General features: G+C 48.7%; 21 protein-coding genes. 18 read left to right on the top strand and 3 right to left on the bottom strand.

Annotated features, from left to right (window positions below):
• Nucleotides 1-4: 4 nt before the first annotated feature.
• Nucleotides 5-901 carry a cobalamin B12-binding domain-containing protein gene (locus QUE61_RS07025; RefSeq protein ID WP_286306534.1) on the bottom strand — a complete coding sequence of 299 codons (897 nt, stop codon included), beginning with the start codon at nucleotides 899-901 and terminating at the stop codon, nucleotides 5-7.
• Nucleotides 902-1,185: 284 nt separating this feature from the next.
• Here QUE61_RS07025 and bchF point away from each other — a divergent pair, with 284 nt between their 5' ends.
• Genes bchF through QUE61_RS06950 form a run of 15 tightly spaced genes read left to right on the top strand, consistent with a single transcriptional unit; the run spans nucleotide 1,186 to nucleotide 15,419 of the window.
• A complete protein-coding gene (gene bchF / locus QUE61_RS07020) occupies nucleotides 1,186-1,674 on the top strand; it encodes a 2-vinyl bacteriochlorophyllide hydratase (RefSeq protein WP_286306533.1) in 489 nt (162 codons plus the stop codon).
• Nucleotides 1,671-2,975, top strand: a complete 1,305-nt coding sequence (locus QUE61_RS07015; RefSeq protein WP_286306532.1) for a ferredoxin:protochlorophyllide reductase (ATP-dependent) subunit N — start codon at nucleotides 1,671-1,673, stop codon at nucleotides 2,973-2,975. Before bchF ends, QUE61_RS07015 begins: the two co-directional genes overlap by 4 nt.
• An 8-nt stretch (nucleotides 2,976-2,983) precedes the next feature.
• Complete coding sequence (gene bchB, locus QUE61_RS07010) at nucleotides 2,984-4,582, top strand: ferredoxin:protochlorophyllide reductase (ATP-dependent) subunit B (protein WP_286306531.1); 1,599 nt, start codon at nucleotides 2,984-2,986, stop codon at nucleotides 4,580-4,582.
• 18 nt (nucleotides 4,583-4,600) lie between these two features.
• The gene (gene bchL, locus QUE61_RS07005; RefSeq protein WP_286306530.1) at nucleotides 4,601-5,506 is read left to right on the top strand and encodes a ferredoxin:protochlorophyllide reductase (ATP-dependent) iron-sulfur ATP-binding protein; all 906 of its coding nucleotides are present in this window, start codon (nucleotides 4,601-4,603) and stop codon (nucleotides 5,504-5,506) included.
• 13 nt (nucleotides 5,507-5,519) lie between these two features.
• On the top strand, nucleotides 5,520-6,218 hold the full coding sequence (bchM, locus tag QUE61_RS07000) for a magnesium protoporphyrin IX methyltransferase (RefSeq protein ID WP_286306529.1): 699 nt from the start codon (nucleotides 5,520-5,522) through the stop codon (nucleotides 6,216-6,218).
• Nucleotides 6,219-6,226: 8 nt separating this feature from the next.
• A complete protein-coding gene (locus QUE61_RS06995; protein ID WP_286306528.1) occupies nucleotides 6,227-7,657 on the top strand; it encodes a BCD family MFS transporter in 1,431 nt (476 codons plus the stop codon).
• A 26-nt stretch (nucleotides 7,658-7,683) separates the two neighbouring features.
• Nucleotides 7,684-8,454: a photosynthetic reaction center subunit H gene (puhA, locus tag QUE61_RS06990; protein ID WP_286306527.1), complete on the top strand. Its 771-nt coding sequence runs from the start codon at nucleotides 7,684-7,686 to the stop codon at nucleotides 8,452-8,454.
• Between the two features lie 5 nt (nucleotides 8,455-8,459).
• Nucleotides 8,460-9,155, top strand: coding sequence for a photosynthetic complex putative assembly protein PuhB (gene puhB / locus QUE61_RS06985; RefSeq protein WP_286306526.1), 696 nt, complete (start codon nucleotides 8,460-8,462; stop codon nucleotides 9,153-9,155).
• A complete protein-coding gene (gene puhC, locus QUE61_RS06980; RefSeq protein WP_286306525.1) occupies nucleotides 9,152-9,607 on the top strand; it encodes a photosynthetic complex assembly protein PuhC in 456 nt (151 codons plus the stop codon). The genes puhB and puhC overlap by 4 nt, the downstream gene beginning before the upstream one ends.
• Before the next feature lie 14 nt (nucleotides 9,608-9,621).
• Nucleotides 9,622-10,710, top strand: coding sequence for a magnesium-protoporphyrin IX monomethyl ester (oxidative) cyclase (gene acsF, locus QUE61_RS06975; RefSeq protein ID WP_286306524.1), 1,089 nt, complete (start codon nucleotides 9,622-9,624; stop codon nucleotides 10,708-10,710).
• Nucleotides 10,711-10,716: 6 nt separating this feature from the next.
• The gene (gene puhE, locus QUE61_RS06970; RefSeq protein ID WP_286306523.1) at nucleotides 10,717-11,478 is read left to right on the top strand and encodes a putative photosynthetic complex assembly protein PuhE; all 762 of its coding nucleotides are present in this window, start codon (nucleotides 10,717-10,719) and stop codon (nucleotides 11,476-11,478) included.
• Nucleotides 11,454-12,368 carry a chlorophyll synthase ChlG gene (gene chlG, locus QUE61_RS06965; protein ID WP_286306522.1) on the top strand — a complete coding sequence of 305 codons (915 nt, stop codon included), beginning with the start codon at nucleotides 11,454-11,456 and terminating at the stop codon, nucleotides 12,366-12,368. Before puhE ends, chlG begins: the two co-directional genes overlap by 25 nt.
• Complete coding sequence (locus QUE61_RS06960; protein ID WP_286306521.1) at nucleotides 12,365-13,723, top strand: BCD family MFS transporter; 1,359 nt, start codon at nucleotides 12,365-12,367, stop codon at nucleotides 13,721-13,723. Before chlG ends, QUE61_RS06960 begins: the two co-directional genes overlap by 4 nt.
• The gene (locus tag QUE61_RS06955) at nucleotides 13,720-14,925 is read left to right on the top strand and encodes a geranylgeranyl diphosphate reductase (protein WP_286306520.1); all 1,206 of its coding nucleotides are present in this window, start codon (nucleotides 13,720-13,722) and stop codon (nucleotides 14,923-14,925) included. The genes QUE61_RS06960 and QUE61_RS06955 overlap by 4 nt, the downstream gene beginning before the upstream one ends.
• A complete protein-coding gene (locus QUE61_RS06950) occupies nucleotides 14,922-15,419 on the top strand; it encodes a TspO/MBR family protein (protein WP_286306519.1) in 498 nt (165 codons plus the stop codon). Before QUE61_RS06955 ends, QUE61_RS06950 begins: the two co-directional genes overlap by 4 nt.
• 49 nt (nucleotides 15,420-15,468) lie before the next feature.
• Here QUE61_RS06950 and QUE61_RS06945 read toward each other — a convergent pair whose 3' ends face one another.
• Nucleotides 15,469-16,746 carry an NAD(P)/FAD-dependent oxidoreductase gene (locus QUE61_RS06945; RefSeq protein ID WP_286306518.1) on the bottom strand — a complete coding sequence of 426 codons (1,278 nt, stop codon included), beginning with the start codon at nucleotides 16,744-16,746 and terminating at the stop codon, nucleotides 15,469-15,471.
• A 14-nt stretch (nucleotides 16,747-16,760) separates the two neighbouring features.
• Entirely contained in the window at nucleotides 16,761-17,099 is a 339-nt protein-coding gene (locus QUE61_RS06940; protein WP_286306517.1) for a c-type cytochrome, read from the bottom strand.
• A 220-nt stretch (nucleotides 17,100-17,319) separates the two neighbouring features.
• Between QUE61_RS06940 and QUE61_RS06935 the strand changes: the two genes are divergently transcribed.
• Genes QUE61_RS06935 through QUE61_RS06925 form a run of 3 tightly spaced genes read left to right on the top strand, consistent with a single transcriptional unit; the run spans nucleotide 17,320 to nucleotide 20,956 of the window.
• Entirely contained in the window at nucleotides 17,320-19,017 is a 1,698-nt protein-coding gene (locus tag QUE61_RS06935) for an ArnT family glycosyltransferase (protein ID WP_286306516.1), read from the top strand.
• A complete protein-coding gene (locus QUE61_RS06930; RefSeq protein WP_286306515.1) occupies nucleotides 19,008-20,282 on the top strand; it encodes an exo-alpha-sialidase in 1,275 nt (424 codons plus the stop codon). The genes QUE61_RS06935 and QUE61_RS06930 overlap by 10 nt, the downstream gene beginning before the upstream one ends.
• Nucleotides 20,279-20,956: a hypothetical protein gene (locus QUE61_RS06925; RefSeq protein ID WP_286306514.1), complete on the top strand. Its 678-nt coding sequence runs from the start codon at nucleotides 20,279-20,281 to the stop codon at nucleotides 20,954-20,956. Before QUE61_RS06930 ends, QUE61_RS06925 begins: the two co-directional genes overlap by 4 nt.
• Nucleotides 20,957-21,013 lie beyond the last annotated feature (57 nt).

The following is a 21,013-nucleotide window of genomic DNA, read 5'->3' as shown; positions in this document are numbered from 1 at the left end:
TTTCTCAAACACGCGATTTTAAGATATTCTCAGCGGCAATTACTGCATCTGGGGCACTCAAGGTACAGATATCAGCGTTGCACTGATTTATTAAATCTGGCTTTGCATTAAAGAGCGCACCCCCGGCCATAATCCCAATTTGCGAATTAGCCGAACATTGCCGGATTGCTTTGACTAATTCCTGCATGGCATCCCATTGCAGCTCATATGAAATCGAGATTCCAACAATATCAAATGCTTGCTCGCGGCATAGCGACAGGATTTCTTCGCTGGAGGGGTTGGCTACTGTTGTGACATCCCAACCTGCTTGGATAAAGAACTCGCTCAACATCAATACACCCATGGTGTGTTGAGAGTGGGGCATTGCAAATAACAAGGCCTTCCCTGAGTGGGTCTTGTATTCACTTTCATTATTTCGAAAGTCCGGACTAAGTTCTTGCATGATTCGCTGAACCCGACCGAGGGCGAGGGTCACGGTTGTAAAACTTTGCTCATCGAGCTCCCAATAGCAACCTAGGCGTCTTGCCGCAGGTGCAATTAAGTCGAGATAGATCTCATTTAAGCCCCGACCTTCAAGACGCAAGACTTGAATATATCCAAGGCAAATATCGTTTGAGCTATGGATGAGCAATTCGGCAAAGTGTTTAACCTCATCGCTGGATATTGGCATCCCAGCTTTCTTAGAATCAGCCTCAGGACGATTCAGACCATGTTGCATGAGGAGGCGGGGAATGATTTGTGCCTCTATGGTTTTGTTGAGTAGATTGGTGAGCTCATGGGTGCTGGGCGAATCCATTTTTTTGGAAATCTCGGTATTGAAGCGTGGTTTTCTGTGCCATGTTTGGCCTTCCTTGCCTTCTGCTGCCTGATTACCGTTTCTCGGTAGATTAAATTGATCCACTCTTAACCCCTAAGCCATTTACATATGTTGCGATGCAATATTTATTGCACTCCAAGCACCTTTTTTTAGGTAATTCTTTCTAGAAATCCAACTAAAAATAGGCTAGTGCAGGCCAAAAACCTTCCTTTTTTGACCAATTTCCATAAGGTTTACCACTAGGATCCTAAACTGTCAAAATAATTTGACACTAATAAGGGTTTATTCCTAGATTTGTCTACATAAAAAAGCGTAAACTTAGGTTTACATATTTATATAGGAGCCAGGCTGCGTAAGGAAAAAAGCACATGGCAAGTCAATTTCACCCCCTTTATACACCTGAAGAGCGAGTGCGTCGTGATCGTTCGAAATGGACATTGGTTCAGGGAATCTTGGCGCCTGTGCAATTTGTCATTTTCTTGGTGAGTCTGTATTTGGTGATTCGATTTTTAACTACGGGGCAGGGTGAGTTTGCCGCCAATGTCTCGATCGTGATCAAGACCTTGATTCTTTACACGATCATGATCACTGGCAGCATTTGGGAGAAAGAGGTATTCGGTAAGTATCTTTTTGCACCCGCTTTTTATTGGGAAGACGTGTTTAGCATGCTGGTTTTGGCATTGCACACCGCTTATTTAATTGCATTAACGTTTGGGTTTTTAGAGCCTCGCGCACTGATGGCATTGGCCTTATCGGCGTATTTGGCGTATGTGATTAATGCCGCCCAGTTTCTATGGAAGCTGCGCCAAGCTCGCTTGCAAGAGTCAAGTCAACGCTCCGATCAGGTGATGGCATGAACCGCGTGATTCCTTTGCAGCCCACAACCGATACGTGTGACTCGGCTGATCGCGCGATCCTCAAAGAGCGTGGTCAACGCGAGGTGTTTTGTGGTCTGACCGGCATCATTTGGCTACACCGCAAAATCCAGGATGCATTTTTCTTGGTAGTTGGTTCTCGCACCTGCGCTCACTTGGTGCAATCCGCTGCGGGCGTGATGATTTTTGCAGAACCACGTTTTGCCACAGCGATTATTGACGATCATGATTTAGCTGGACTAGCCGATGCCAATGAGGAACTTGATCGGGTAGTTAATCAACTCCTCACTCGCAGACCCGATATCAAAATGCTCTTCTTGGTGGGTTCGTGCCCGTCCGAAGTGATCAAACTAGATCTCTCACGCGCAGCTGAGCGTTTAAGTAAAACGTATACACCCCGCGTGCGCATTCTCAACTACTCGGGTAGTGGAATTGAAACCACCTTCACACAAGGTGAAGACGCTTGCCTTGCCGCGCTTGCCAAAGAAATTCCGCAACATGCAAAGCTGCATCCGACAGAGAGGGAGGTAGACCTCTTGATCGTTGGTTGCTTGGCCGATATTGTCGAGGATCAGTTCTCCCGTATCTTCAATGATCTGGGAATTGAATCCTATGCATTCTTCCCACCAAGACGATCGGGCGATATTCCGCGCCTAGGACCGAATACCCGGTACTTGCTGGTGCAACCATTCTTAACCGATACCGCGCGCGTCCTCGATGATTTGGGCGCAAAGCGGATTCCGGCTCCATTCCCACTTGGTGTTGAGGGGACAGAGGCGTGGTTTGCTGCCGCAGCTAAGGCATTTGGAATCGATCCGAATCGCGTTGAGTCAGTCATTGCGCCGAAGCGTCAACGTGCAAACTTGGCGCTTGAGCGCCAACGGCAAGTACTCAACGGCCGCTCAATCTTTTTCTTTCCAGACTCGCAATTGGAAATCCCACTGGCGAGATTCTTGCACCGCGAACTGGGCATGCAGCTGACCGAAATTGGGATGCCCTATATCCATCGCCAACATCTGGCGGAGGAACTGGCGTTATTGCCAACCGAAGTGAGCCTATCCGAAGGGCAGGATGTGGAGAAGCAATTGGATCGCTGCCGTACTTATCGCCCCGACATGGTGGTTTGTGGCTTAGGTTTAGCAAATCCACTCGAGGCTGAAGGGCTGACCACGAAGTGGTCGATTGAATTGGTGTTCACACCGATTCAAGGATTTGATCAAGCAGCGGATCTGGCCGAACTCTTTGCGCGGCCATTGGTGCGCAGAACTAAATTGGCGGCTTAGGGGAGCTCATGAAATTAACGCTCTGGACCTACGAAGGACCTCCGCACATTGGCGCGATGCGCATTGCTACTGCGATGGAGGGAGTGCATTACGTCTTGCATGCACCGCAAGGTGATACCTATGCGGACTTGCTCTTTACCATGATCGAGCGCATGAACAAGCGCCCACCGGTGACCTACACCACCTTTCAGGCTCGAGACCTTGGTGGGGATACCGCTGAGTTGTTCAAAGATGCGGCACGTTCTGCATATGCACGCTTTAAGCCAGACCTACTTATGGTTGGTGCATCGTGTACCGCTGAATTGATTCAGGATGATCCGGGTGGATTAGCAGCTGCACTGCAGTTATCGGTTCCTGTATTGCCATTGGAATTGCCTGCCTACCAAAAGAAAGAGAACTGGGGCGCAGCGGAAACTTTCTATCAAATGGTGCGCTTGTTAGGTAAAGATTACGTTTTACCTCCAGGAGAGAAGCGCAAACCACGAGCCCCTGGATTGCCACCGAGTTGCAATATCTTGGGGCCAACTGCTTTGGGATTTCGGCATCGCGATGATTTGGTGGAAATTCGGAAGCTACTACGACAGATTGGTGTGAGAGTCAATGTTGTCGCACCCTTGGGTGCTAAACCTGAAGACATTTCACGCTTGCATGAGGCAGACTTTAACGTGGTGCTCTATCCCGAGGTGGCTAATAGTGCAGCCCAGTGGTTAAGTAAAAACTTCGGGCAACCCAGTACGAAAACCATCCCAATCGGATTTAATGCAACACGAGCTTTCATTGAGGAAGTGTGTACGCTTGCACAAATCCATTGTGATATCGAGGAGCTGACTAAACGTTCGCGTGCTCGCTGGTACGCCTTGTCGGTTGACTCAACCTATTTAACCAATAAACGCGTCTTTATTTTTGGTGATGCAACCCATGCAATTGCAGCTGCAAAAGTCGCGTCGCAGGAAATGGGCTTCCAAGTCGTTGGTCTTGGTACCTATAGTCGAGAGTTAGCTAGGGAAGTACGAGAGGCTGCAAGTCAGTACGGTATTGAAGCCTTGATTACAGATGATTACCTAGAGGTCGAGCAGCGTATTACCGAATTACAGCCCGAGTTGATTTTGGGTAGTCAGATGGAGCGCCACATTGCAAAACGTCTGAAGATTCCGTGTGCCGTCATCTCAGCACCAATTCATGTGCAGGACTTCCCGGCACGTTATTCGCCACAAATGGGGTTTGAGGGGGCCAATGTTCTCTTTGATACCTGGGTCCATCCATTAATGATGGGCTTAGAGGAGCACTTGATTGGTATGTTCCGTGAGGACTTTGAGTTTCATGATGGCGCAGCCCCGTCACACTTGGGCCATGGACATCAGCGCACTCCTGCGAATGAAGCGAATGTCGCGTCTGAACCCACACCGGTTCCTGAGGTAGCGGTTGCTAATGGCGCACCAGTCACAGAGAGTGTGTGGGAGCCAGAGGCACAGAGAGAATTAAATAAGATCCCATTTTTTGTGCGCGGTAAGGCAAAACGCAATACCGAGCGCTTTGCGATTGAGCGCGGTTTACCAACGATTTCTTTAGAAACTTTGTACGACGCAAAAGCCCATTTTGGACGCTAAGCGCACTGGAGCCATGTTATGAACGTAGTCAATATTCCCGTAAGTGAGATGAAACCACGGCGAGCGGACGGAGAGGGTAGTGTTCAAGTCCAACTTGACCCCAATTTAAAGATTGGGAAAGCAAAAGTTTTTGCGGTTTATGGGAAAGGCGGAATTGGCAAGAGCACTACTTCCTCGAATCTCTCGGTAGCCTTCTCCAAATTAGGTAAGCGTGTGATTCAGATCGGCTGCGATCCAAAGCACGATTCCACCTTCACGCTCACCAAAAAATTGATGCCTACCGTGATTGATGTCTTAGAGAAGGTCGATTTTCATTCGGAAGAGTTACGCGTCGAGGACTTTGTCTACGAAGGCTATAACGGTGTCATGTGCGTTGAAGCCGGTGGCCCTCCAGCAGGAACTGGCTGCGGTGGATATGTGGTGGGACAGACTGTCAAATTACTCAAAGAACATCACTTACTTGACGATACCGATGTGGTCATTTTTGATGTACTGGGCGATGTAGTATGCGGTGGTTTTGCAGCACCCTTACAGCATGCGGATCGTGCCCTGATCGTTACGGCTAATGATTTTGATTCAATCTTTGCGATGAATCGTATTGTGCAAGCGATTGGTGCTAAAGCTAAAAACTATAACGTGCGCTTAGGCGGTGTGATTGCTAATCGCAGTGCCGGTACCGATCAGATTGATAAGTTCAATGAAAAAGTGGGCCTCAAAACGATGGCCCATTTTCCAGATTTGGATGTGATTCGTCGAAGCCGCTTAAAGAAATCAACGCTCTTTGAGATGGAGCAATCGCCAGAGCTCGACAAAGTACAGCAAGAGTACCTGCGTTTAGCAGCAGCCCTCTGGGCTGGCGCAGATCCTCTGCCAGCAGTACCTATGAAGGATCGTGACATTTTCGATCTCTTGGGATTTGATTAATTAGGGGCTCGCCATGCAGGAGCATTCGTATCTTGAAAAACGCAGTCAGTTGCAGCAGTACTTTGACCGTACTGCGTTTGATGCCTGGGCAAAATTAACCTCCACTGCACCAGTCAGTGGTATTCGTAAAACCGTACGGGCAGGGCGCGATGAGATGCGCAATGTCCTTCTAAGTTACTTGCCTAATGACCTCCATGGACAGCGGGTTTTGGATGCGGGTTGTGGGACCGGTGCACTCGCGGTCGAATTGGCCAAGCGCGGTGCGCAAGTGATGGCCACCGATATCTCGCCAACCTTGATTGACTTGGCACGCGAGCGCTTACCGACGGACTTGGGTCAGGGCTCAATTGAGTTCTTTGCTGGGGACATGTTAGACCCGTCCTTGGGTGATTTTGATCACGTGGTTTGTATGGATTCCATGATTCATTACCATCGCCGCGATATTACGACGGCGCTTGCAGGACTCGCGCAACGGACTCGGCAACGTATTGCATTCACGTTTGCACCTAAGAACCCATTTTTATCCACCATGATTGCCGTAGGACGTTTATTTCCACGCGGTGATCGTGCACCTTTTATTGAGCCAGTTGCTGAGCAAACGCTGGCGAAGTTAATTACACGCGAGCCTGATCTGAGTACCTGGAAGATTGATGCGACCCAAAAGATTGCACGCGGGTTTTATATTTCGCAGGCGATGGTACTAAGTCGATGATGCGAGTGATGAACCTTAATCTTTTCTCGGCCTGGCGACGAATCTCGCCACGGTTCATGCCTTTTTCTGATGTGGCAACCAAGGATTTACCTTTAAGTAAATGGCTTCGTTTGGCATTGTTCCAAGTATCAGTAGGGATGGCGACTGTAATGCTGATCGGTACTCTCAATCGCGTCATGATCGTCGAGATGGGCGTGCCCGCAAGTCTCGTCGCGTTGATGGTGGCACTCCCTTTATTGTTTTCACCATTTCGCGCACTAGTGGGATTTAAGAGCGATCACCACCGCTCCTTTTTGGGTTGGAAGCGCGTTCCGTATATTTGGCTAGGGAGTTGGTTACAGTTCGGCGGTCTTGCCATCATGCCATTCTCTTTGATCTTATTGTCTGGCGATTCTAATTGGCCCCACTGGTTTAGTTACATTGCTGCAGCACTGGCGTTCCTATTGGTTGGTGCGGGTATGCAAATTACCCAAACGGCAGGCTTAGCGCTGGCCTCCGATTTAGCAACGACGGAATCCCGTCCTCGAGTTGTGGCCCTGATGTATGTGATGTTCCTAGTCGGTATGGTCTTCAGTAGCGTGATATTTGGACTATTGCTAACGAACTTCTCACCACTGCGTTTGATTCAAGTGGTGCAGGGCGCCGCAGCCCTGACGATGGTACTAAATCTGATGGCGCTGTGGAAGCAAGAGGCGCGCCAGCCGAAGACGAAGGAGCAGCTCCGTCAAGAGCCAATCACTTGTTTTAAAGAATCTTGGAATCAATTTGCCAAGCAAGACAAGGTCATTCGTTTCTTGATTGCTTTAGGGATGGGAACCGCAGCCTTTAGCATGCAAGACATCATCTTAGAGCCTTATGGGGCCGAAGTGCTTCATCTGTCGGTGAGTGCTACCACCTTGTTAACCGGCTTGACCTCAATCGGGGCCTTATTGGCATTTATGTTGGCAGCCAAGGTCCTAAATCGTCAAATTGATTCGCACCGCTTGGCTGCGATTGGCGCTCTGTGTGGGATCTTTGCTTTTACCTGTGTCATCTTCTCTGAGCCACTACTCGCACCTAATTTATTTCGAGTTGGCGCATTCTTGATTGGTTTTGGTGGCGGATTATTTGCTGTTAGCACCTTAGCAACCGCGATGAGTTTTGATTCCTTAGGAATGAATGGTCTAGTTATTGGTGCCTGGGGTGCAGTGAGTGCTACTGCAGCAGGTTTAGCGATTGGTTTGGGTGGAGTGATTCGGGATGTGGTTTCCAGCTTAGCTGTATCGGGATCGCTTGGATCCGTTTTAGTTTCACCAGGAACGGGTTATAGCTTTGTGTATCACATTGAACTATTTTTGTTGTTTGCAACTTTAGTTGCGATTGGTCCTTTGGTCATGATGAAACGTTCAAAGCCAACGCTATCGGATTCGAAGTTTGGATTAGCGGAGTTTCCAAGCTAATTCATTGTTAAAGAGGGGAGTACGTTATGGGAACTGGAGCAATTACACAATACGTGGATGTCGCGCAATTAGCCCTGTATGCATTTTGGGTTTTCTTCGCTATCCTCATTTATTACCTCACCATTGAGAGTAAACGCGAGGGATTTCCGCTTGAGTACGATCAGGCGGGTAAGGTGCGTCGTGCCGAAGGCATTGCGGCGATGCCTAAGCCAAAAACCTTTAAGACCCAATTCGGTGGCGATGTCACGGTACCCCGTGATGAACCCTTAGAGCGTTTGGCTGCTAGACCAGCGAATGGGATGAATGGCGCTCCGATTGAGCCAACTGGTAACCCAATGCTCGATGGCATTGGCCCAGGCGCATACGCCAATCGTGCTGATGTACCCGATCATATGCCAGAAGGTGGTCCTCGCATTCTTCCAATGCGCTTGTTGAGTGACTTTAGTGTGGCCAGACAGGATATTGATCCGCGTGGTCTCAATGTAGTGGGCGCCGATGGTGTCCGCGGTGGAACCATTAAAGAGATTTGGGTTGATCGTCTGGAGATGATGATTCGGTATCTTGAGCTCGAGACCACCCCAGAAGCAGGTGCTCGTCGCGTACTGTTGCCCATGAACTTTGCTCGGGTCGGTCGCAATCAGGTATCTGTGAAAGCGGTCTTAGGTAAGCACTTTGCCAATGTACCCGCGACCAAGAGCATGGAGCAAATCACCCTGCTCGAAGAGGAGAAAATCATGGCGTACTTTGGGGCGGGTACTTTATATGCCACCCCTGAGCGCAGTGAGCCATTGGTGTAATTGGAATGAGTACGATCTACCAATCCCCGGAGCACGAGTTCGAGGCACAGCCCGGATTACCTGAGCCTTTACCTCAGAACGAGCGTATTCTGTGGCAAGGAAAGCCAGACCTCAAATCATTTGCACTTCATGCGGCGCATTTGCAATGGTTTGCGCTTTACTTTTCTGCCATGGTGGTTCTCAAGATCATTGCGATTAGTCGCTCTACGGGTGGCTGGGCTGAGGAATGGCCTGGCTTTGCTTGGGCCTTGGGATTGTCGCTTTGCGCATTGACTTTATTAGCCTTGCTTACTTATTGGTCAGTGAATGCAACGATGTATACCTTAACCAATCGGCGTTTGGTGATGCGCATTGGGATTGTGCTGACGATTACATTTAATTTACCCCTCAAACGTTTGGCCCAAGCGGGTGTTCATATTTATCCTGATGGTAGTGCGGATATCCCCATCAAGCTCAATGCCGATGACAAAATCCCGTTCTTGCATCTGTGGCCACATGCCCGCGCCTGGAAGTTAGCCCACCCCGAGCCGATGTTGCGCTGCGTACCAGAGGGTGCCAAGGTGGCTAAGTTATTTGCAGATACTTGGGCGACGATGAATCAAGTTGAACTCCGCCCCCAGCCCATCGGTCAGTCCGAGTCACCAGTTAGTTCGTATGGGCAGGGTATGGCGATTGCAAAGGTTTCTCAATCACGCACATGAGTCGTTCATCATCGTCCTTAATGACTAAAACGAGTGTTCTCGCACTCGCACTTGGAGCGCTTGTTGTATTCGCTACTTGGGTAACGCAGCAGTCCCAACAGATGGTGCGGTATCCCGATGCGCCCGCAGCACTCATCAAACAATTACGGTTTGAAGATCGCGCTGATGGCTCAATTACAGTAGTGGATTATCAAACGAAGCAGCAAGTCGATGTCATTACTGGAGAGGCAGGCTTTGTGCGTGGGGCTTTAAGAACCCTAGCGCAAGAGCGCAAGCGTCGTGAGATCGGAAGCGAACCTCCATTTGAGCTAATTGCCCGTCAAGATGGGCGCTTGACCCTTTCCGACCCCAGTACAGGACGCATGATTGATTTGGAGTCCTTTGGGGTGATTAATTCGCAGCATTTTGCACGCCTTCTTCGGACGGATGCAAATCAAATCCAACAACGTTGATATTGGAGAAATACATGGAGTCCGCAGAAAGCCTATTACGAGATCAAATTCCAGTGGCCCCGCAAATTAATGATTCAACCAAGAGGGCATTGCAAGATGCCATGTTGAGTCCACGGTTTTACACCACCGACTTTGCCGAAGTGGATCGCACCAACATTGATGCATTGCGCTCGGAATGGAATGTTCTGATGGCTGAGTTTGCAGCCGATATTAATTCAGATCATTTTCAGCGACCTGCTGATATGAGTAAGAACTATTCCAATGTGGATCCCGAACTCTATGACGAGTTTGTTGATTTCTTAATTAGCTCCATTACCTCGGAGTTTTCAGGATGTATTTTGTATGCCGAGATTAAGCGTAAGGTCAAAAATGAGGATATGAAGTTGCTCTATGGCTATATGGCTCGTGACGAGTCGCGCCATGCGGGTTTTATTAATCAATGGCTCAAGGATTTTGATATTGGGATTGATCTCGGATTTTTGGCAAAGGCAAAAAAATACACATATTTCAAGCCAAAATTTATTTACTATGCAACCTATCTCTCCGAGAAGATTGGATACGCCAGGTACATCACGATCTTTCGGGAGCTTGAGAAAAAACCAGAGCTCCGTTTTCATCCGATCTTTTTGTGGTTTGAGAGGTGGTGCAATGATGAGTTTCGTCACGGCGAAGCCTTTGCATTAATCATGCGTGCTAATCCCCATTTATTAACGGGGCTTAATAAATATTGGATTCGGTTCTTTTGCTTAGCGGTCTATAGCACGATGTATGTCCGCGATCATTCACGACCACAGTTATATAAAGCAATGCAAATCTCACCTACTGACTATGACAAAAAGGTCTTGCGGATTACCAATGAGATTACCAAACAGGTATTCCCCGTCACCTTGAACTTAGATGACCCTCGGTTTTACGAGTGCATGAACCGTATGCTGGCTTTATTCCAAAAAATGGATGTGTATAAAGCCCGTGGTGGTCTCTTGGCAAAAGTCATGGTACCGCTCTTAGGAGTGCGGGCCGGTTTGGTCTTTGCACGCGCTTATTTCTTACCCGTGCACAACCATGAGTTACCCCGTAATGTTCGCTTGGTCCCCAGCTGGTAACAAACGATGAGCGTGAGTAGCTTTCTCTTTCCGATGCTCTACACCATCTTTTTATGGTGGTTTGGTACGGGAATCATTTTGTTACTTAATCAACGTCCACGCTCGACCCATCAGGCAACTTTTTGGATGAGCGGCATGGTTTTGCTCTTTGCCTTGGTTGGTCTAAAGACCAGTTCTAATCTCAATACAGTGGCTGGAGCGTATTGCGGATTTACTTGCGCTTTATTGGTTTGGGCTTGGCAAGAGATTGGATTTTTATTGGGGTACGTCACTGGCTCCAGACGCACCCCATGCCCAGCTGAGTGCAGGGGTGTGCGTAAGGCTTTTTATGCGTTTCAGACCATCTCGCATCATGAATTGGCTCTAATTGTTCTCGGAGTTGCCGTAGCAATCGCAACGTGGGGTGGCAGTAATTTAGTGGGCTTATGGACCTTCCTCATCCTCTGGGCAATGCGGCAAAGCGCTAAGCTCAATGTGTTTTTAGGGGTGTTGAATCTAAACGAGAAGTTCTTACCCGTGCATCTTCAATACATGCATAGTTACTTCACCAAGCGAGCGATGAACCCCTTATTACCAATTTCGATTCTTTTGGCGTGTTTGGCGGCATTACCTCTTTGGCAACACGCATTTGCTGCGAATGCCAATGCATATCAAATTGCGTCGTCGACCATTTTGGCGACTTTACTATCGCTTGCAATTCTCGAGCACATCATGATGGTCTTACCATTTTCAACGGATGGATTATGGAAATGGGGACTTCGGTCTTAAACCAATCTTCTCAACGGTCCTGGCCAACTCCATTGGCAATCTTGGAGTTGCTCAAGCCCATTACGTGGTTTCCACCCATGTGGGCATTTGCCTGTGGAGTCATTGCAACCGGTGTGGCAATGACAGAGCGTTGGCAGATCTTACTCGCCGGTGTTCTGTTAGCCGGCCCGATGGTATGCGCCACTAGCCAGGCAATTAATGATTGGTTTGATCGACATGTTGATGCGATTAATGAGCCCAATCGTCCGATTCCGTCAGGACGCATGCCGGGACGCTGGGGCCTATACATTGCCATTCTTTGGACCAGTTTATCGCTGCTCGTGGGATGGTGGATTAGCCCCTGGGCATTTGTTGCTACCTTGATTGGCCTGCTCTTAGCTTGGGCATATAGTGCACCACCGTTGCGCCTCAAACAAAATGGCTGGTGGGGGAATGCAGCTTGCGGATTATCGTACGAAGGCCTTGCATGGTTTACTGGTTCTGCAGTGATGTTGGGGGATGTATTTCCATCAACTGCATCGATAACCTTAGCACTGCTTTATAGCATTGGCGCGCACGGCATTATGACCTTGAACGACTTTAAGTCGATTGAGGGCGATCGCCAAATGGGCGTGCGTTCATTGCCCGTGCAATTGGGTATTAACGGAGCAGCATGGAATGCCTGCTTGATGATGATCGTCCCGCAATATTTGGTGGTTGGATTCTTATACTGGCATGGCAGCTCATTTCATGCATTGGCTATCTTAGTCTTAATCATTGCGCAATTGCTCATGATGAAGTATTTCCTAGAAGACCCGGTCAAGAGGGCCTTATTCCTCAGCGGCTTTGGGGTCCCATTATTTGTGAGTGGCATGATGATTAGTGCCTTTGCGGTGGGTCGATCAGTATGACTCAACATTCGACCACCCTCAATTGGTTTGGGATTGCTCGTTTAGGGCTTGTACAAGCCTCCTTAGGCGCAGTCGTGGTTCTGACCACATCGGTTTTGAACCGAGTGATGGTGATTGAGCTCGCGCTTCCTGCCTTACTGCCTGGATTACTAGTAGCAATGCATTATCTAGTGCAATTTATTCGACCCCGCATGGGTTTTGGATCGGATCGCAGTGGCCGTTCAACGCCCTGGATTCAGGGTGGGATGTTAGTACTGGCGAGCGGTGGAGTGTTAGCGGCAAGTGCAGTAGCTCTAATGAGTCGTGATGTCAGTTGGGGTATTAGCCTTGCTTTCATTGCCTTCATGATGATTGGTTTAGGAGTAAGCGCAAGTGGTACGGCTTTACTGGTACTCCTAGCAAAACGCGTGGACGAAAAGCGCAAAGCCGCCGCCGCAAGCTGTGTTTGGCTCATGATGATCTTTGGCTTTGCCATGACAGCGGGGATTAGCGGAAAACTACTCGACCCATTTTCCTTTGAACGCCTCATTATGGTTTCGCTTGGGGTGTCGTGCTTAGCCTTAGTCGTCAGCTTCATTGCCCTGCATGGGCTTGAGCCTAAATCGTTGGCGCAAGCAGCACAAAACGCCAATGAACCTAAACTGCGCTTTAAAGAGGCCTTAGCGGAAGTATGGCAAGAGTCCCGGGTACGGCGCTTTACCGTATTTGTCTTTATCTCAATGTTGGCATATAGCTCGCAAGATCTGATCTTGGAGCCATTTGCAGGTACCGCATTTGGTTTAATGCCTGGAGAAACGACGAGCCTATCGGGCCTTCAACACGCGGGCGTACTTTGTGGAATGCTTTTGTGTGGATTTGTTACGAGTAGAAGTAAGAATCCCAATTTATCGTCCCTGCGGATGTGGACGGTGGGCGGTTGTATTGCCTCATCGCTCGCCATGTTGAGTTTGGTGATGTCTGGATTAGTGGGCCCCGGTTGGCCATTTTTTAGCACGGTATTTATATTGGGTTTATCCAACGGCGCGTTTTCAATCGCAGCGATTGGCTCCATGATGCAGTTTGCCGGCATGGGCAGGGAGCGTCGCGAGGGTGTTCGCATGGGCGTTTGGGGCGCAGCGCAAGCGATTGCCTTTGGTCTCGGTGGTATTTTAGGGACCGGAGCAAGCGATCTTGCGCGCTATTTATTGGGTGACCCAGTGACAGCCTATGCAAGTGTGTTCTTCATTGAAGCTATTTTATTTATGGCTGCTGCCATCCTGTCGTTTTATATCCGACCCATTGAACGTATTTCCAAATCCCAGTCGCTTGAATCATCAATCCCTTGTCAGCTTATTTCCCGTGGAGGATCATCATGAGTACCCTAGAAACCTTTGATGCAGTGGTCGTTGGTGGTGGGCCCGCAGGGGCCACTGCCGCAGGCGATCTTGCCAAAATGGGACACACCGTCTTATTGCTTGATCGTGCAGGGCGAATCAAACCCTGTGGTGGCGCAATTCCTCCGCGTCTGATTAAAGACTTTGGGATTCCTGATGAGTTATTGGTGGCTAAAGCCCGTTCAGCCCGTATGATCTCACCAAAAAATAACCAAGTAGATATCCCGATTGATGGCGGCTTTGTGGGAATGGTCGATCGTGATCAATTTGATGAATGGTTACGCGTTCGTGCGGCCAATGATGGCGCCACACGTCGTACTGGTATTTTTGAGAAGATCACACGCGATACCGATGGTACTGCCATTGTTCACTATCGAATTCACTCAGCCAATCGATCGGAGCCAGAGAAGACTGGGGCGGTTCGTGCCAAGACCATTATTGGCGCTGACGGCGCGAAATCGGGTGTAGGTCGCCAAGCAATCCCAGGGGCTAAAGACGTCGATTACGTATTTGCTTATCACGAGATTGTTCGAGTACCTGAGGCACCGCCTCAGGGTTATGACGGATCACGGTGCGATGTGTTTTATCAAGGAACGCTATCCCCCGACTTCTATGGCTGGATCTTTCCTCATGGCAATACCATGAGCATTGGCACTGGCAGTGCGGACAAAGGGTTTTCATTACGCAGTGCCGTTGGCCAACTCAAGAAATTGACTAATTTAGAAAATACTGAGTTACTCCGTCATGAAGGTGCACCGTTGCCCATGAAGCCTCTTAAAAAATGGGATAACAATCGGGATGTGATTTTGGCTGGCGATGCCGCCGGAGTTGTTGCTCCCGCATCTGGAGAGGGGATTTATTACGCCATGGTGGGCGGTCGATTAGCGGCTGAGTCGGTGCATGAGTTATTGGTGACCGGGAATGTCAAAGCCTTAGCCCAAGCACGCAAGCGCTTCATGAAAGAGCACGGTACAGTATTTCTGGTTCTGGGGATCATGCAACGCTTTTGGTACGGCAACGATAAGCGGCGTGAGCGTTTTGTCAAAATGTGCGAAGATAAAGACGTTCAACGTTTAACCTTTGAGTCGTATATGTATAAGAAATTAGTTCGCAAAGACCCCATGGCCCACATCAAAATCTTCTTTAAAGACATGGCCCACCTTTTGGGTATGGCGAAGGTATGAGTGCAGAATGGTTTGCGCACTATAAGCCAATCATTTTTGCTGTTGTTTGGGGTTTAGTACTTGCATTAGCTGGAGCATGGGCAACCGATATTGGTGAGTGGTACAAAAGCCTCCAGCAGCCGGCCTGGAAACCGCCCGATTGGGTATTTGGTCCCATGTGGTCCACCATTTTTATTCTTGCAGGTGCTGCATTCGTGATGGCGTATCATCGCGCGCCCAATCAAGAAACTATTCGCATGTTGGTCATTCTCTTCATCGTGAATGGCCTATTCAATTTCATCTGGAGCGTGCTTTATTTTCGGATGCAGCGACCAGATTGGGCTTTGATTGAAGCGGTTGGGCTATGGCTCTCGGTATTAGCGATTGTGCTCGCTACCCGCTCATACTCACCCATCTCAAGCCTCTTGATGCTGCCATACCTCGCCTGGGTGTCGGTGGCTATGCTTCTTAACTGGACCACGATTCAATTAAATGGCCCATTCGGTCGGGGCTAATAAAAAAGCCAAGCAGAATTGCTTGGCTTTTCCAAAGGCAGGTGGTTGATTAACCCAGGCTGTCTGCCCAAATGTTGCGAGCCCAACCCCAGGCATAGACTCCCTCGAGCTTAGTCGGGGCTGGTGATAGACCGCCGGAGCCGGGAACGGTCTTGAAGGTCTTATCTTTGGCATCGTACTGATGGACGCTAGCAACGTGAACCACCTCATCGGCATTAACGAAGCTATAACAGGTATTGGTGAGCACAGGCGCTTGATTAATTTCAAAGCCACCGAGCTCAGCAACCACAGCCGCTGCCGCAACCTTTGCATGCGAGTTCGCCATATGGCCTGATTTAGGCATGAGTGGCGCAACCTGAATCGAGTCACCAAGAACATGAATGTCTTTGGCGGCAGTGGATTCAAAATTGATGTAATTGACATTCACCCACCGGGCATTCGAGTTGGCTATGCCAGTCTTTATGGCAATGTCACCAGCGCGCATGAGAGGAAGTACGTTTAGAACGTCAGCCTTGACATCATCCTGAACATCAAATTTCAGTGTTTTAGTCTTGGAATCAATTGCAATCACGTTGTGCTTGGGACGGTATTCAATCATGCCGGGGTACATCGACGCCCAGGCTTTCTTAAATAGGCCACCTTTGGAGGTCACGTCATCGTTGGCATCCAAGATTAATACCTTGGATTTTGGCTTAAATTGCTTAAAGTAACTGGCGACTTGGCAGGCCCGCTCATAAGGTCCGGGAGGGCAGCGATACGGTGCCATCGGAATGGAGATGGCATAAACGCCACCATCTTTCATGGACTCCAGTTGTTTGCGAAGCAAGACGGTTTCAGCGCCCGCTTTCCATGCTTGGACCGTAACCCCTTCTTGGTTAGCCTTATCCAAGCCTTTGATGGTATCCATCATGAGACCAATACCAGGTGATAGGATGAGCTTGTCATACTTCATTGAGCCGCCAGAGGCAAGACGAATAGTCTTTTGCTTCGGATCAATGGAGGCCACCATATCCTTCACAATCTTAATGCCGTGACGCTTTGTTAAGTTGTCATAGGGGGTCGAGATATTGGCAATGGTGGTGTGGCCACCAACGACTAGGTTCGACAATGGGCAAGAAATGAACTCAGGATTGGGTTCAATTAAGGTAACTTGAGCAGTATTGTTTGAGAACATCCGCACATACTTAGCGGCTGTTGCTCCACCATAACCACCGCCAACGACCACCACATTGGCTTTGCTGATATTGACAGGAGGACTGCTTGCGCAACCAGCTAACACACCGAGAGAAGCAGCTGAACTAACACCTAGAAAGTGACGACGATCCATTTTTTTATCCTCAATTATTTTTTGCCAAGCACATTGGCAATGGTTTGGAGTTGCTCATCGGTATAGCCTTTAGTTAATTGGTGCATGATCGTTCCCGAACGAGCACCGCTCTTAAAGGCTTTGAGTTGAGTCAACATCGCATCGGGCGTTAAATGATTAATTTGTGGCATCCCTGCATTTGGAACGCCAACCCCATTCGTGCCATGGCAATTGGCGCAGGTAGCCGCCAAGGAAAGTTGATTGATATTGGCTGGACTGGTTTGGCTAACCGCCAAGCTACTAAGAGATAGTAGACCTAAGGTGCCGATGCTAAGCCCCATGACTTTGAGCTTATGTGCAGATGGAAAGTGCATTTTGATAATCTCCATTGGTTTTCATGCGAACAACAAAAAGCTTTTGTGATATTAAATGATGGATAGGCAATTTTTTGGGGAATGTCTCATCTATTTAATACCTATTAGTCATAATGATATAACCCAGAGGATGTCCTGGGATTAAGGTTTTCCCTAGTTTTAATGCAAATATATTCAGGAATTCAAGAGTCCTAAATGGTAGGCTAATAAACTATCGGCTATGCAAGCGCCCATCTCCATTCCTTCGATTCTGTTTGGACTTGTTTTGGCGTGCGTTACCTATTTTTATGGGGTCGATAGTCGTTTCGCGCCCAAGAATGGCGATGAGTACCCCTACGCCCATATTGTCCGTATGACCAATGCATCCGATGCATGGTTGCCGCTGCAGTCAGACATGGTCGGTATCAAAAATACTAAGCCACCATTGTTGTTCTGGCAGGGGATGCTCTCAACCGATCATGGCAAGGCATGGTCGCTCTTCAATTTGCGTTGGCCAAGTTTGTTGTACACCGCACTTACTGCCCTCCTAATTGTGTTGAGTGCAGTCGCAATGAGTAAAAATCTCTCGGCTGGAGTATTGGCAGGGGTTATTTGGCTTGCCTTCTTTAATACCTATCGTTATGGGCGTCCTTATCTAGCCGAACCCCCAGAGATTTTTTGGCTTTCTCTCCCATTTTTTCTGCTACTGATTAATGGTAAGCGGCTCACTGAGTCTAAATTGGTATTTCCTTTCATTACAGGGTTTGCCTTTGGTTGCGCACTACTCTATAAGTCGGTGGCGTATATTGTTCCTGCCTGCCTGGTATTAACTCTCTGGTATTGGCAATGGCGCGATCGTCGGGTGATAGAATGCATCCAGCGCGACCTTCTCAAAGTGATTTCGATCAGCCTGATTGCATTGGGTTTATTTGCTCTGTGGTTTGTATTCGATCCCGATCCCTTGGCGATCTGGAATGAATTCGTGATTGGTGAGAATGCAGGTAAGTTTGCTGCCAGGAATACGAGTTACCTGAAAGACTTTGCCTGGGGTGGGGATAGCGTGGGCATGCTCTTAGTGACTGGGGTAGCAAATGCCGGATTTTTAGCATTCGCCGTATTTAATCTTTTTTATCTGGCAATCCGTGATCGCAAGCCAATCAGCACTGAAGAAAAGTTGCTGTGGATTTGGATCGCGGTGTTCTTCATTATCTTTTCTCTACCAAGTCAACGTTCTGGTCGATATTTGTTGCCGATCATGCCAGCGATTGCCATCTTATTGGCTATACATTGGCAGCAACTTAATCGCTGGACCTTCTGGATTGGCTTGCTATTGCAGGGTATTGTCTTGGTGGCTCTAGCATGGCTCTCTTGGAATATCCATCTTTGGTCCTATCCAATATGGCATTGGTTCTTGCTTCTCGGTGCAATTGCCATTGTTTTGCTTGGGCTATTTCAGATTCGTTTTACCAAAACAGCAACGCTGCTAGCTTGTTTTCTTACCGTTCTATCTTTAAGTAGTAGCATCATGCCACTCGATGGAGCCGCAGGGCGCTTTGATACGAAAACCATTGCCGCACTTCAAGGTAAAACGGTATGGTTCCCTTGTGACTTTCGGGCCAAGGATGAGGAGTACCGCTTTTTGATTCCAGGTGCTGAAATCAAGGGCTATCCTGCAAGTGAAGCTAAAAACCTCACCCAGCTAGCCAATCGCTATGCCTATTTTGCAGTCCAGGCTCCGGTGAATGCTAAGTTTGTCCCTTGCCCCGATTGCGAGGTGATTGGTGAGCGCCTTGAGATGCGTGCCCGACACTCATCCGATGAGATCAAGGCGATGCTATTGGGTCAAGTGAGCGACAATCTCTTCGTGAAAGAGTACATCTTATTTGCCCCGTTTAATATCGGTAAGGATACCGGCACAGAGAAAGATGCATGCCGATGATGCGGGTACTTGCATTTGTATTCCTAATCGTGGCAACCGCAATGGCGTATTTTCAGTTGGATGAGCATCCGGCCTGGGCGGATTTTCAGGTGCCGGTTGAAGAAACTAGCAAAGACGTAACTAGTGTTGCTAGCCCATCGACACTTAAAACGAAGCCGGCCTCAACCCCCCTTATATTGCATGGATTGACGGAGTGGTTGCCTGACACGACTAGACCATCGGTGCATGCGGCGAGCGTCATTCCGTTAAAGGATGGAAACTGGCGCGCGTTTTGGTTTGCAGGTTCCCGAGAGGGTGCGGCCGATGTGGTGATTCTGAGTGCGGTGTGGGATTCGATAACCAAGCAATGGGGGCCAGCGAGCGTGGTCCTTGATCGAGAGGGCGCGCAAGCAAGTCTCGGACGATACATTGCCAAACTTGGTAATCCTGTGCCCATGCGTAATATCAACGGCCAACTGCAGCTTTATGTGGTGGCAGTATCGATCGGTGGTTGGGCCGGTAGCTCCATCAGTGTGATGCATTCTGATGATGATGGATTGACTTGGACTGGACCCAAACGACTCATTACCACACCCTTAGTCAACCTCAGTACTTTAGTGAAGGGTTCTGGGTTTTTGTTTGCGGACGGCACCATGGGAATCCCGGTCTATCACGAGTGGATCGGTAAATATGGTGAGTTATTGCGGCTTAATCCGTCCGGTCAGATGCTGGACAAACGACGGATGACCTCGGGTCGCGGTACTTTACAGCCCATTGTCTTTATCGATGATGGCAAGCATGCGAGCGCTTATTTTCGTCAAGCCCGCCGCACGGGGGCTAAGCAAATACCCGTGAGCTACACCGCTAGCGCTGGTGAGCGCTGGGAGTTGGCGCCTGATTTAAGTCTACCCAATCCCAATGCAGCTATCACCGGCGTGGAGCTATCGGATCGAACCCGTTTGATGGTCTTTAACGATTTGGAACATGGACGTCATCGCTTGGTCCTTGCGGCATCATGGCCCAGCCAGACTCAAATGGATAGCAGTCAGCCGGCAAAGAGCAATTACTCGCCCTGGAAGACGATTGCGGTGCTTGAGGATGAGACCGCCTCAACGACCAATCCCAAGGAGGAGTTTTCATATCCCTATATGAGTTTGAATCAACAAGGTCAAGTCCTACTGGTCTATACCTGGAATCGCAAGCGAATCAAGTCAATTCTTTGGGATGTTGGTAATTTACAGTCGTATCTCCAGCATATAAAAGTAGAAACGGATCAGACCCCATGACCTTCTCCACCTTGATTCATCAACTACCGCTTATTGAGATTAGTCTCATTACCAGCATTATTTTTTTGCATCTGATTCGAGCCACTCTCAATATCGGCCATGGGTTTATTTCAGGACTTCTCTTGGTGAGCATTGCATCACTCGTTTTACTTGCCCCGTTTGCAGCAATTGGCGCCCCATGGAGTTTGCCATTTGCTGCCTATATTCGGGGAGTAACCGGTGATTTGAGTATTTTGAGTCTACTACTAATCGTATTGACATGGACCGGGTGGAATGCATTTCGAATTACAAGCATTACTCCAATTCTGATTGCAGTGGTAGCTATCCTCTTTTATCCCTTTGCTTTGGGATTTACTATGTTTGATCCCTATGCGTGGGGCTATCACTCCAGCGTTTTCGTAGGAACAGTTTTGTTAGTTGCTGCAATTTATTTCTTTGCCAAGCACTCTTGGGAGGCCCTGATGTTATCGATTGCCGTGATTGCCTGGTCCATTCACTGGCATGAGTCGATGAATTTATGGGATTACCTCTTGGATCCATTTCTTGCAGTCTGGGCAATTGGACTGAGTATTCGATGGGTGATTTGGGGCAGACCTCAAGCAGAGGATGCAGATGGATGGGGTATTGATGCAAGTTTGATGGCACGTCGCAAACGCGGTCGGATGTTTGACTAATTCCCAAATAAAAAGGCCGGTTTGCACCGGCCTTGGATTCATTGAAAGCGCAACAAA

Origin of the sequence: Polynucleobacter sp. HIN5 (assembly GCF_030297555.1) — a bacterium.
Taxonomy (GTDB): Bacteria; Pseudomonadota; Gammaproteobacteria; order Burkholderiales; family Burkholderiaceae; genus Polynucleobacter.
This window is presented reverse-complemented; position numbering and strand designations above follow the sequence as displayed.

What these genes read in the sequence shown, in the direction of transcription:
- bchF (WP_286306533.1), top strand. Translation starts at nt 1,186, where the DNA reads ATGGCAAGTCAATTTCACCCCCTTTATACACCTGAAGAGCGAGTGCGT.
- QUE61_RS07015 (WP_286306532.1), top strand. Translation starts at nt 1,671, where the DNA reads ATGAACCGCGTGATTCCTTTGCAGCCCACAACCGATACGTGTGACTCG.
- bchB (WP_286306531.1), top strand. Translation starts at nt 2,984, where the DNA reads ATGAAATTAACGCTCTGGACCTACGAAGGACCTCCGCACATTGGCGCG.
- bchL (WP_286306530.1), top strand. Translation starts at nt 4,601, where the DNA reads ATGAACGTAGTCAATATTCCCGTAAGTGAGATGAAACCACGGCGAGCG.
- bchM (WP_286306529.1), top strand. Translation starts at nt 5,520, where the DNA reads ATGCAGGAGCATTCGTATCTTGAAAAACGCAGTCAGTTGCAGCAGTAC.
- QUE61_RS06995 (WP_286306528.1), top strand. Translation starts at nt 6,227, where the DNA reads ATGAACCTTAATCTTTTCTCGGCCTGGCGACGAATCTCGCCACGGTTC.
- puhA (WP_286306527.1), top strand. Translation starts at nt 7,684, where the DNA reads ATGGGAACTGGAGCAATTACACAATACGTGGATGTCGCGCAATTAGCC.
- puhB (WP_286306526.1), top strand. Translation starts at nt 8,460, where the DNA reads ATGAGTACGATCTACCAATCCCCGGAGCACGAGTTCGAGGCACAGCCC.
- puhC (WP_286306525.1), top strand. Translation starts at nt 9,152, where the DNA reads ATGAGTCGTTCATCATCGTCCTTAATGACTAAAACGAGTGTTCTCGCA.
- acsF (WP_286306524.1), top strand. Translation starts at nt 9,622, where the DNA reads ATGGAGTCCGCAGAAAGCCTATTACGAGATCAAATTCCAGTGGCCCCG.
- puhE (WP_286306523.1), top strand. Translation starts at nt 10,717, where the DNA reads ATGAGCGTGAGTAGCTTTCTCTTTCCGATGCTCTACACCATCTTTTTA.
- chlG (WP_286306522.1), top strand. Translation starts at nt 11,454, where the DNA reads ATGGAAATGGGGACTTCGGTCTTAAACCAATCTTCTCAACGGTCCTGG.
- QUE61_RS06960 (WP_286306521.1), top strand. Translation starts at nt 12,365, where the DNA reads ATGACTCAACATTCGACCACCCTCAATTGGTTTGGGATTGCTCGTTTA.
- QUE61_RS06955 (WP_286306520.1), top strand. Translation starts at nt 13,720, where the DNA reads ATGAGTACCCTAGAAACCTTTGATGCAGTGGTCGTTGGTGGTGGGCCC.
- QUE61_RS06950 (WP_286306519.1), top strand. Translation starts at nt 14,922, where the DNA reads ATGAGTGCAGAATGGTTTGCGCACTATAAGCCAATCATTTTTGCTGTT.
- QUE61_RS06945 (WP_286306518.1), bottom strand. Translation starts at nt 16,746, where the DNA reads ATGGATCGTCGTCACTTTCTAGGTGTTAGTTCAGCTGCTTCTCTCGGT.
- QUE61_RS06940 (WP_286306517.1), bottom strand. Translation starts at nt 17,099, where the DNA reads ATGCACTTTCCATCTGCACATAAGCTCAAAGTCATGGGGCTTAGCATC.
- QUE61_RS06935 (WP_286306516.1), top strand. Translation starts at nt 17,320, where the DNA reads ATGCAAGCGCCCATCTCCATTCCTTCGATTCTGTTTGGACTTGTTTTG.
- QUE61_RS06930 (WP_286306515.1), top strand. Translation starts at nt 19,008, where the DNA reads ATGCCGATGATGCGGGTACTTGCATTTGTATTCCTAATCGTGGCAACC.
- QUE61_RS06925 (WP_286306514.1), top strand. Translation starts at nt 20,279, where the DNA reads ATGACCTTCTCCACCTTGATTCATCAACTACCGCTTATTGAGATTAGT.